Origin of the sequence: Microbacterium sp. MYb72 (genome assembly GCF_002979415.1) — a bacterium.
GTDB lineage: Bacteria > Actinomycetota > Actinomycetes > Actinomycetales > Microbacteriaceae > Microbacterium > Microbacterium natoriense.
Genome location: NZ_PCOT01000053.1, coordinates 1 through 10353 on the forward strand (window position 1 = coordinate 1; position 10353 = coordinate 10353).

Annotated in this window: 8 protein-coding genes; 2 read left to right on the forward strand and 6 right to left on the reverse strand. The window is 67.9% G+C overall.

The window, feature by feature from the left end:
• Window positions 1-68: 68 nt before the first annotated feature.
• Window positions 69-1394, forward strand: a complete 1326-nt coding sequence (locus tag CQ047_RS18145; protein WP_105677419.1) for a nitrate/nitrite transporter — start codon at window positions 69-71, stop codon at window positions 1392-1394.
• 35 nt (window positions 1395-1429) lie between these two features.
• Here the strand turns inward: CQ047_RS18145 and CQ047_RS18150 are convergent, their stop codons facing one another.
• The 6 genes from CQ047_RS18150 to polA form a co-directional block, all read right to left on the reverse strand.
• Window positions 1430-2170 (reverse strand): formylglycine-generating enzyme family protein, encoded by a 741-nt coding sequence (locus CQ047_RS18150; RefSeq protein WP_105677427.1) that lies wholly within the window; start codon window positions 2168-2170, stop codon window positions 1430-1432.
• 11 nt (window positions 2171-2181) lie between these two features.
• Window positions 2182-2943: an SGNH/GDSL hydrolase family protein gene (locus CQ047_RS18155; RefSeq protein WP_105677421.1), complete on the reverse strand. Its 762-nt coding sequence runs from the start codon at window positions 2941-2943 to the stop codon at window positions 2182-2184.
• A gap of 35 nt (window positions 2944-2978) precedes the next feature.
• On the reverse strand, window positions 2979-4331 hold the full coding sequence (locus CQ047_RS18160) for an MFS transporter (protein ID WP_105677428.1): 1353 nt from the start codon (window positions 4329-4331) through the stop codon (window positions 2979-2981).
• A 36-nt stretch (window positions 4332-4367) separates the two neighbouring features.
• Window positions 4368-5396, reverse strand: a complete 1029-nt coding sequence (locus CQ047_RS18165) for an LLM class flavin-dependent oxidoreductase (protein ID WP_105677422.1) — start codon at window positions 5394-5396, stop codon at window positions 4368-4370.
• A gap of 54 nt (window positions 5397-5450) precedes the next feature.
• Window positions 5451-7127, reverse strand: a complete 1677-nt coding sequence (locus tag CQ047_RS18170) for a DUF885 domain-containing protein (RefSeq protein ID WP_105677423.1) — start codon at window positions 7125-7127, stop codon at window positions 5451-5453.
• A gap of 61 nt (window positions 7128-7188) precedes the next feature.
• Window positions 7189-9822: a DNA polymerase I gene (gene polA, locus CQ047_RS18175; protein ID WP_181156007.1), complete on the reverse strand. Its 2634-nt coding sequence runs from the start codon at window positions 9820-9822 to the stop codon at window positions 7189-7191.
• 45 nt (window positions 9823-9867) lie between these two features.
• On the opposite strand from polA, the gene CQ047_RS18180 reads away from it, so the two are divergent.
• Window positions 9868-10290 carry a hotdog fold thioesterase gene (locus tag CQ047_RS18180; RefSeq protein ID WP_105677426.1) on the forward strand — a complete coding sequence of 141 codons (423 nt, stop codon included), beginning with the start codon at window positions 9868-9870 and terminating at the stop codon, window positions 10288-10290.
• Window positions 10291-10353: the final 63 nt, after the last annotated feature.

Consider the following 10353-nt stretch of genomic DNA (forward strand, 5'->3'; position numbering starts at 1 on the left):
GACGTCGCGGAACGCAGGTCAGTCGACGACATCCGATCCGAACCGCCGAGCAGGAGTAGCGTTGAACCGTGAAGCAGGTACACGTCTCCCCCGCAGCGACACCGGGATGGCGGGCCTGGCTCATCTGGTCCGTCGGCGTTGCCGCCTATGTCCTGGCCATCACGAATCGCACCTCGCTGGGCGCCGTCGGCGTCGATGCTGCAGACCGGTTCCAAGCCGACGCCTCGACGCTCGCGCTCTTCGCCGTCGTGCAGTTGGCGGTCTACGGCGGGATGCAGATTCCGGTCGGCGTCCTTCTCGACAAGTACGGCTCGCGCCCGATCATGACCATCGGCATGATCCTGATGGCGGCGGGGCAGTTGACCATGGCGGTCTCCCCCAGCATCGGCATCGCGATCCTCGCCCGCATCCTGCTCGGGGCAGGCGATGCCGCGATCTTCCCTGCGGTGCTCCGTCTCGTGGCGACCTGGTTCCCGGCACAGCGGGGGCCGCTGATGGTGCAGTTCACCGGCATCCTCGGGCAGGCGGGGCAGTTGGTCGCGCTCGTTCCGCTCGCCGCGTTCCTGCACGCCACCAGCTGGACGGTCACCTTCGGAAGCATCGCGGGACTCGGAGTGCTGTTCGCGATCCTCGTCTTCCTCGTCATCCGCAACCATCCGCTCGAGCGCGGTGCGGATGTCACCGTCGACACGGACACGGGGGTCATCCGCGTCGTCACCTCCGCCATCGACACCGGTGTCGGCATCCGAGCCGCATGGGCGCACCCGGGCACCCGCCTCGCGTTCTGGTCCCACTTCACCACGCCGTTCGCCGGCACCGCGTTCGTCCTGCTCTGGGGAATGCCGTTCCTCACCGCAGCGCAAGGGCTCGACACGGCGCATGCCGCGGCGATCATCTCGGTGTATGTCGTCGCGGGCATGGCACTCGGCCCGGTGATCGGCGACCTGTCTCGGCGCATGCCGAACCAGCGCTCCTTCGGGCTCGTCCTGCCCGCCGTCGGCATCCAGCTGGTCGCCTGGGTCGCGGTGATCGCGCTCCCCACGCGAGCGCCCGAGTGGATGCTGTACGTGCTCGCCGTCGCGCTCGCGACCGGAGGCCCCGCCTCCATGATCGCCTTCGACCACGCCCGCACGCACAACCCGTCACACCGGCTGAGCACTGCGACGGGCGTGACGAATGCGGGTGGCTTCATCGCGGCACTCATCGCGATCTTCCTGATCGGACTCGCGCTCGATCTGCAGGGCGCGGGAACACCCGCCACCTACACGCTCGATGCGTTCCGCGTCGCGTTCCTCATGCCGATCCCGTTGTGGATCCTCGGCACCGTGTTCATCCTCATCGAGCGCAAGCGCACTCGCATCCGCGTCGGCCTGGATCCCGAACGGCGTCGTTGACGGCCTCGAACGGCGACTCTGAGGCCGGACGAAGGTCACCGGGTGGGGCGTCTGAGCGGCGTCCACCCGAACGGCACAGGGCCGTCGAAGACCGCTCTCTCCTCGTCCGCCCTCACCGACCACCCCTGCGCGTCGCCAGGGGTGTCGAAGGCGCCTCTCGCGACCCGGAGACCGACGTCTTCATGATGCATGCGGGGCGCTCCCCCGCGTCGGACCGATGCGCGCACGCTCCATGCATCATCCGCGAAGCCGCCCCCGCGGAACACGCGGTAGTCGTCGTAGCGCGCAGGGTCCAGCAGATCCCAGCACCACTCCCAGACGTTGCCGAGGGTGTCGAACAGGCCATTGAGGTTCGGGAGCTTCCCGCCGACATCCTGAGGAGAGGCGACCCCGTCCGCACCGGTCCACGCCGCATCGGCGAGAGGCGCGTAATGGGGGCCCGTCGAGCCCGCGCGGCAGGCGAACTCCCACTCCGCCTCGGTGGGCAGCCGGTATCCCTCTGCGGTCACATCCCAGCTGACGTCCTCTCCGTCGAACCGGTAGACGGGGTCGAGTCCTTCCCACTCCGATGCGGCGTTGCAGAAATGCACCGCTCTCAGCCAGCTCAGGTCGGACGCCGGACGACGCGGATGCCGTGACGGCACCGGCAGCACCTCGGCGAGCTGCTCCTCGGTGATCGGGAAGACACCGATCTCGAAAGGTTCCACCTCGACGAGACGCTCGACCTTGCGTCGCGCGTCGTGCAGGGTGACGGCACCGCCGGCGATCCGGCGCATCTCGATGTCGGTCACGGCGTCCGTGGCGTCCGCTTGACCCAGTCGGGGTACTTCGCGGTGCGCCCATCCCCCGACGACGTCCCTGTCACACGCCGTTTGACCCACGGCCCGACGAATTCGCGATAGTACGCAAGTCCGCCCGGGCCCATCCCCCGTTCGTCCCGCGGCGCCCACCAGCTCTCCGGCGGCTCGAATCCGAGCGCGTGCAGAACGCGAGCGGCCACGCGATGATGCCCGGCCGCGTTCATGTGAAGACGATCCTCCGACCAGTACTGCGGTCGGTAGAGCTCGTGATCGCCCCAGTTCAGCGCCGTGACGACGTCCGGACGCTCGGCGACCCGCCGCAGCACGGCATCCGACAAGAGATCTCCGCGCTTCTGGAACACCTTGCCCATCGGCAGCTGCCCGCTCGGGTTCGCTCCGGAGAGCAGGATGAGGGTCACGCCCTCTTCGTCGCAACGTCGCAGCACGCGGCTGAAGGCGTCGGCGATGTGCTCGACATCGGCTCGGGGCCTGAGCACGTCGTTGCCCCCGCCGTTGAACGAGAGGTGCGTCGGACGCAGAGCCAGCGCAGCCTCGAGCTGCTGCTGGACGATCGGCCAGGCGAGCTTGCCCCGGATCGCGAGATTCGCGTACTGGATCGTGTGCCCCGCGGCATCCGCCCAGCCCTGCGCGGTCAGGTCTGCCCAGCCACGCTCCCGCCCGTCGGGGAGGACGTCGCCGACACCCTCCGTGAAGGAGTCGCCGATCGCCACGAAACGTACATCTGCCACCCCCTCAGCCTATGGCCGGGTGGCGACATCGGCGCTCAGCGGTCGTCCAGCGACTGCCCCTTCCGGTCGCTGAGACCCCAGGCCGCCAGCGCGGCGACGAGGAAGCAGATGCCGAAGATCACGAAGACGAGGGGCGCGCCTCCCATGAGCAGCAGTGCCGGAACCGCGAGCGGCGCGATGATCGACGCCACCCGCCCGATGCCGGCCGCCCATCCTGCGCCCGTCGCCCTCAGAGACGTGGGGTAGACCTCCGGAGTCACGGCGTAGAGCGCACCCCATGCACCGAGAGTGAAGAAGGACAGCGCCATCCCCGCGGCGATGATCGTGCCGGCCGTGCTCGCCGTGCCGAAGAACACCGCGGAGATCGCAGCCCCGACGAGGAACACCGAGAGCGTGCTGCGCCGCCCCCAGACCTCGATCAGCCATGCGGCCACGGCGTACCCCGGAAGCTGGGCGAGTGTGATGATCAGCGTGAACCCGAACGACCGGACCAGATCGAAACCCGCGTCGACGAGGATGCTCGGTATCCAGATGAAGGCGCCGTAGTAGGCGAAATTGACCCCCAGCCACACCACCCACAGGCAGACCGTGCGGAGTCGAAACTCCGGATGCCACAGCGTCGTGACGCGTGACCTCGTGGTCGCGGTGATCGCCCTGGACGGCGGTTCCCTCCTGATCGCCGGACCCGCCACGATTCCCGCATCGAGCTCGAAGGACACGACGATCCGCTCGGCCTCCGCGATGCGGCCGCGCATGGCGAGCCAGCGCGGCGACTCCGGCATACCCCACCGCACGAACAGCGCGTACGCCGCGGGGATCGCCCCCAGCGCGAAGGCCCAGCGCCAGCCGTCGTCGGATGCCGGGATCACGAAGAAGCCGATCAACGCCGCGGCCGTCCACCCGACCGCCCAGAACGCTTCGAGGATCACGATCAGGCGCCCGCGGATCTTCACAGGAGCGAACTCGCTCACGTAGGTCGACGCCACGGGCAGCTCAGCGCCCAGCCCGAGTCCCACGAAGAAGCGCAGCACCAGGAGCATCGCCAGTCCGCCGACGAGCGCGCTCGCCCCTGTCGCGAGCCCGTAGATCAGCAGTGTCATGGCGAACACCTGGCGGCGCCCCAGGCGGTCCGCCAGCAGCCCTCCGAGCGTCGCGCCGACGGCCATTCCTATGAAGCCCACCGAGGCGACCCACCCGGCTTCGGGCTTCGTCAGCCCCCACTGCTGCGTGAGCGCCGCGAGGATGAACGAGATGAGCCCGACATCCATCGCGTCGAGCGCCCAGCCCAGACCCGAACCAGTGAGGAGCCGCAGATGCCTCCTGGTGAACGGCACCTCATCCAGGCGCTGGGCGAGAGACGCACGACTCGGCAGAGAGGTGTTGGCCATGTCCTTCATCGTAGGGCCGGTGCCGCTCCTCCCCCGTCAGTCGGCGAGGAGTCTGCGCACGCGCGGCATGACCTCGGTGCCGTAGAGCTCGATGCTGCGCATCATCGCCTCGTGCGAGAGGGTCCCCGTGGCGTACTTCAGGTCGAAGCGACCCAGGCCGAGAGTCTTGACGGTGTCGGCGATCTTCGTCGCCACGCGGTCGGGCGAGCCGACGTACAGCGCCCCCTCGGGGCCGACGTCGTTCTGGAAGCGCGCCCGGCTGTACGGAGGCCACCCGCGCTCGCGTCCGATCGTGTTGTTCATCGCCTCGAAGCCGGTGTAGGCGGCATCCCATGCCTCGTCGTCGGTGTCCGCGATGTGGCCGGGCGAGTGCACGGAGACGGGGTGCGACGTCGTCCCGAAGGACGCGACGGAGCGGTGGTACAGATCGACGAACGGCTTGAACCGCACAGCGGGCCCGCCGATGATCGCCAGCATGAGCCCGAGCCCGTGCCGAGCGACGCGCACGACCGACTCCGGGCTGCCGCCGACGCCGACCCACGTGCGCAGGCCCTTCTCCGTCTTCGGGAAGACATCCGCCTTCTCCAGCGACGCGCGCATCGTGCCCGACCAGGTGACGGGCTCCTCCTTCAGGAGCTGGACGAACAGGTCGAGCTTCTCCTCGAAGAGAGCCTCGTAGTCGCGCAGGTCGTATCCGAAGAGGGGGAAGGACTCGATGAACGAGCCGCGACCGAGAACGACCTCCGCGCGGCCGTTCGAGACGGCATCCAGCGTGGCGAAGCGCTCGAAGACACGGACAGGATCGTCCGATGACAGCACGGTGACGGCGGTGCCCAGGCGGATGTTCTCGGTCTTCCCGGCGATCGCCGCGAGAACCATCTCGGGTGCGGACACGGCGAACTCCGGACGGTGGTGCTCCCCCACGCCGAAGAAATCGACGCCGACGGCGTCCGCCAGCTCTGCCTGCGCAACGACGTTCCTGATCGTCTGCGCGCCGCTGAGGAGGTCGCCGCCCGCGTCTCTGGTGATGTCGCCGAAGGTGTCCAGCCCGAACTCGATGCTCATGTCATCCCTTTCCATTCAGATGCATGAACACCGGTGCGGGCCGGACCATTCCCGCTACTTCTCGAGCAATGCGGTGCGCAGCGTGTCGAGACCGACTCCACCCATGTCGAGCGCCCTCTTGTGGAACTCCTTGACGTCGAAATCTGCACCGCGCTCGGCCTGGTACGCCTCACGAACCTGCTCCCAGATGCGCTGCCCGACCTTGTAGGACGGCGCCTGCCCTGGCCAGCCGAGATAACGGTTGACCTCGAACTGGACGAACTGATCCGACATGTTCACGTTCTTGCGCATGAAGGCGAGAGCGTAGTCCGCATCCCAGACCCCATCGCCCTCGAGCCGCGGCTTGCCCAGGTGCACGCCGATGTCGAGGACTACACGCGCCGCACGCATGCGCTGGCCGTCGAGCATGCCGAGACGGTCGGCGGGATCGTCGAGATAGCCGAGCTGCTGCATCAGGCGCTCGGCGTACAGAGCCCATCCCTCGGCGTGTCCGGAGGTGCCCGCGAGCAGGCGCCGCCAGGAGTTCAGCTCCGCGCGGTTGTACACCGCCTGTGCGATCTGCAGGTGATGACCAGGGACGCCCTCGTGGTACACGGTGGTCAGCTCACGCCAGGTGTCGAACTCGGTGACGCCCTCGGGGACGGACCACCACATGCGACCGGGGCGCGAGAAGTCATCGGTCGGGCCGGTGTAGTAGATTCCACCCTCCTGCGTCGGCGCGATCATGCACTCGAGGGTGCGGATCGCTTCGGGGATGTCGAAGTGGGTCGCACCGAGCTCGGCGACGGCACGATCGCTGGTCTCCTGCATCCAGCGCTGGAGGGCGTCGGTGCCCACGAGCTTTCGCGACGGGTCGGACTCCAGGTGTGCGACGGCTTCCTCGACCGAGGCTCCGGGGAGGATCTCATTCGCGATCGCCGTCTGCTCCGCGACCATGCGCGCGAGTTCCTCGCGCCCCCACTCGTACGTCTCATCGAGATCGATCGTGGCGCCGAGGAAACGACGCGAGTTCAGCGCGTAGAGCTCTCGGCCCACGGCATCCACCTCGCTCGCCACCGGAGCCAGTTCCTCAGCGAGGAAACGACGCAGCTCGTGGTAGGCGACGCGGGCCGCTGCGGAGTTGTCGGCGAGGGTACGGGCGAGGGATGCCGGGAGGTTGCCCTCCTCGGGGCCGCCGTTCGCGACGAACTCGGCGAAGAAGCCGTCATCGGCCGTGTAGCGATCGATCTGCGTGGCGACCTCGGTGACCTGACGGCGCGCGGGTGTGACGCCCGCCGCGATACCGGCGCGGAGCGTCTCGGTGTAGCCGCGGAGCGCATCGGGGACGGCAGCGAGCCGAGTGGCGATCACCGACCAGTCGTCGCTCGTCGCGGTCGGCATCAGGTCGAACGCGGCACGGACATCCTGCGCGGCAGACGCGATCACGTTGAGATCGCGCAGGTGCCAATTCGCCTCGTGGAGCTCGAGATCGAGGCTCAGCTCAGCGCTGAGATCGGTCTTGGTCACCTCATCGATGGCATCGACCGGCTCGAGGGCGGCCAGCTTCGCGAGCGTCGCCCTCGTCGCCGCGGCGACCTCCTCGTGACCCTGCGGGCTCAGATCGCCGAAGCGATCGTTCACCTCGGAACGGCCGATGTAGGTGCCGAGGGTGGGAGCGAGGACGGCGATCGTGTCGACCCACTCGTCGGCGACCTTGTCGATGGCTGACGGGGTGCGGGGTGCGGAAGTCATCCCTCCAGCGTAGCCCGCGGCACCCCGTCGCAACATATCGGGAACCGGGTCGCCGCCGAGATCAGTGGGCGGCCTCGTTCCAGTCCTGGCCCCGACCGACCTGCACATCGAGTGGAACAGTCAGCGCTGCAGCGTCACCCATACGAGAGCGGACGATGCGCTCTGCGGCATCCCACTCCCCCGGGGCGACCTCGAGCACGAGTTCGTCGTGGATCTGCAGCAGTACCCGCGACCCGAGACCCTCTGTGCGGAGATCGTCGTGGATGTGGAACAGCGCGATCTTCATGATGTCGGCCGCGCTCCCCTGGATCGGCGCGTTGAGGGCAGCACGTTCGGCGTTCTCGCGGAGCACGCGGTTCGGGCTCGCGAGGTCGGGGAACGGCCGACGCCGTCCGAAGATCGTCTCGGTGTAGCCGACCTCCTTGGCCTTGAGCACGGAAGCCCGCAGGTAGTCGCGGACGGCGCCGAATCGGGCGAAGTATTCCACCATCAACTGCTTCGCCTCGGACTGCTCGATGCGCAGCTGCTTCGAGAGACCGAACGCCGAGAGGCCGTAGACGAGCCCGTAGGACATGGCCTTCACCTTCGTGCGCATCGCGGAGGTGACGTCGCTCGGCTCGACCCCGAAGACCCGGGCGCCGACGAACCGGTGCAGGTCCTCGCCGCTGTTGAAGGCCTCGATGAGCCCCTCGTCTCCGGACAGGTGCGCCATGATGCGCATCTCGATCTGCGAGTAGTCAGCGGTGAGCAGCGACTCGTAGCCCTCTCCGACCTGGAAGGCGCTACGGATGCGCCGAGACTCCTCGGTGCGTACGGGGATGTTCTGCAGATTCGGGTCCGTGCTCGACAGGCGGCCCGTCTGGCTCCCGGTCTGCACGTACGTGGTGTGGATCCGGTGATCGTCGCCGATCGCCGTGTCGAGGGACTCGATGATCTGGCGGAGTTTGGTCGCCTCACGGTGCTGTAGCAGCAGCCCCAGGAACGGATGCGGGTTCGACTCCTGGAGATCGGCGAGCACCGCGGCATCCGTCGAGTATCCGGTCTTGGTCTTGCGCGTCTTGGGCAGCTGCAGATCGTCGAACAGCACCTCCTGGAGCTGTTTCGGCGAACCGAGGTTGAACTCGCGTCCGACGAGAGCGAACGCCTCCTGAGCGATGCCCTCGGCCCGGATTCCCAGTTCGCCCGAGAACGTGGACAGGACGTCGTGAGAGACGGCCACGCCGGCGACCTCCATGTCGGCGAGCGTGAGCAGGGTCGGCAGCTCGATGTCCGTGAGGACGGCCGCGACCGAGTCCGGGATGTCCTCACGCAGTGCCGCCGCGACGCGCAGAGCGAACCATGCCTCCTGCGAGGGCGTCGCGCCCTCGGTCTCGGGGACGAGCTGCGAGGGATCCGCCTCGGGCAGCTTCTCTCCCAGGTACCGCTCCACGAGGTCGCTGAGCGACTTGTCGGGGAAGCTCGGACGCAGGAGCCATCCTGCGAGGCTCGTGTCGTACACGAGCCCGCCGAGGCGGACGTCGCGACGGAGCAGCGCTTTCACCTGCGGCTTCGCGTCGTGGATGATCTTCGGAGCGTCGGACTCGAGCCAGCCGCGAAGAGCCTCCTCCGCTTCGGCGCTCCAGTCGAGCTCGCGGAGCTCGGTCTCCGTCGCGGCCCCCAGGCGTGACGGAGCGCCCGACTGCGTGGTGAGGGTGAGCGCGATGTCGCCCTGCACGCCCGTCGCCCATGCGACGAAGGCCGCCGGATCGACCTCGACCGGTTCGGGGAGCACGACGACGGATGCCGGGTCGTCTGCCACCTCTCCTGCGCCGACGGCCTCGAACACGCGCGGAAGGAGCGTGCGGAACTCGAGTCGGGCGAAGATGTCGCGCACGGCCTGCGCATCGATCGGCGTGACCGCCAGGTCGTCAGGCGCCACGGGCAGCTCGACGTCGGTGAGCAGCCTGTTCAGCTTGCGGTTGCGTCGAACATCCTCGATGTGATCTCGCAGGTTGCCGCCGACGACGCCCTTGATCTCCCCGGAGCGCTCGAGGAGATCGTCCAGAGACCCGAACTGCGTGAGCCATTTCACGGCGGTCTTCTCGCCCACCTTCGGCACTCCCGGCAGATTGTCGCTCGTCTCGCCGACCAGCGCCGCGATGTCGGGATACTGCTCGGGGCGGACGCCGTAGCGCTCCTGCACCGTCGTCGGGTCGTAGCGCTTGAGCTGGGAGACGCCCTGCACCGACGGATACAGGAGGGTGACGTCATCGGTGACGAGCTGGATCGTGTCGCGATCTCCGGAGACGACCAGCACGTCGTAGCCCTGGGCGGCGCCCTGCGATGCGAGGGTGGCCAGGATGTCGTCGGCCTCGATGCCCTCTTTGGTCAGCACAGGGATCGACATCGCGGCGAGGCAGTCCTGCAGCAGTGGGATCTGGCCTCGGAACTCCTGAGGCGTCTCGGACCGCGTGGCCTTGTACTCGGGGTACTCGTCGGTGCGGAACGAGTGCCGCGACGTGTCGAACGCGATGGCCATGTGGGTGGGCTGCTCGGCCTTGATGAGGTTGACCAACATGGACAGGAACCCGTAGATGGCGTTCGTGTGCTGGTTGTCCTTGGTCGTGAAGTTCTCGACCGGAAGGGCGAAGAAGGCACGATAGGCGAGCGAATGGCCGTCGACGACCATGAGGGTAGGCTTTGCGGAGTCCGTCACCCTGTCAGCCTAACGAGGACGACAGACACCCGCTGAGGAGGATTCATGAGCGACGTCACGACGAGCGAAGGACTCGAGTGGGCGACCGCCCGCGGCATGGGCGCATTGGCCGAGAAGATGGGCATCGAGTTCACCGAGTTCTCCGTCGAGCGCTCTGTCGGCACGATGCCCGTCGAGGGCAACACCCAGCCGGTAGGACTCGTCCACGGAGGCGCGTACGTGGTCCTCGGCGAGTCGCTCGGATCGATGGCGGCGAACCTCCATGCCGGACCGGGACGACTCGCCGTCGGCGTCGACATCAACGCGACGCACACCCGCTCCGCGACCTCGGGCACGGTGACCGGCGTATGCACGCCGATCCACCTCGGCCGCAGCATCACCGTGCACGAGATCGTCATCTCCGACGATCAGGGACGTCGGTGCTCCACGATTCGCATCACGAACATGATCAAGGATCTCCCCGCCTGATCAGGGACGGCTCTTCAAGAGACTGAGCACCTCGGTCATCTGAGACGACAGCCCGTCCAGGCG

What these genes read in the sequence shown, in the direction of transcription:
- CQ047_RS18150 (WP_105677427.1), bottom strand. Translation starts at nt 2,170, where the DNA reads ATGCGCCGGATCGCCGGCGGTGCCGTCACCCTGCACGACGCGCGACGC.
- CQ047_RS18160 (WP_105677428.1), bottom strand. Translation starts at nt 4,331, where the DNA reads ATGGCCAACACCTCTCTGCCGAGTCGTGCGTCTCTCGCCCAGCGCCTG.
- CQ047_RS18165 (WP_105677422.1), bottom strand. Translation starts at nt 5,396, where the DNA reads ATGAGCATCGAGTTCGGGCTGGACACCTTCGGCGACATCACCAGAGAC.
- CQ047_RS18170 (WP_105677423.1), bottom strand. Translation starts at nt 7,127, where the DNA reads ATGACTTCCGCACCCCGCACCCCGTCAGCCATCGACAAGGTCGCCGAC.
- CQ047_RS18180 (WP_105677426.1), top strand. Translation starts at nt 9,868, where the DNA reads ATGAGCGACGTCACGACGAGCGAAGGACTCGAGTGGGCGACCGCCCGC.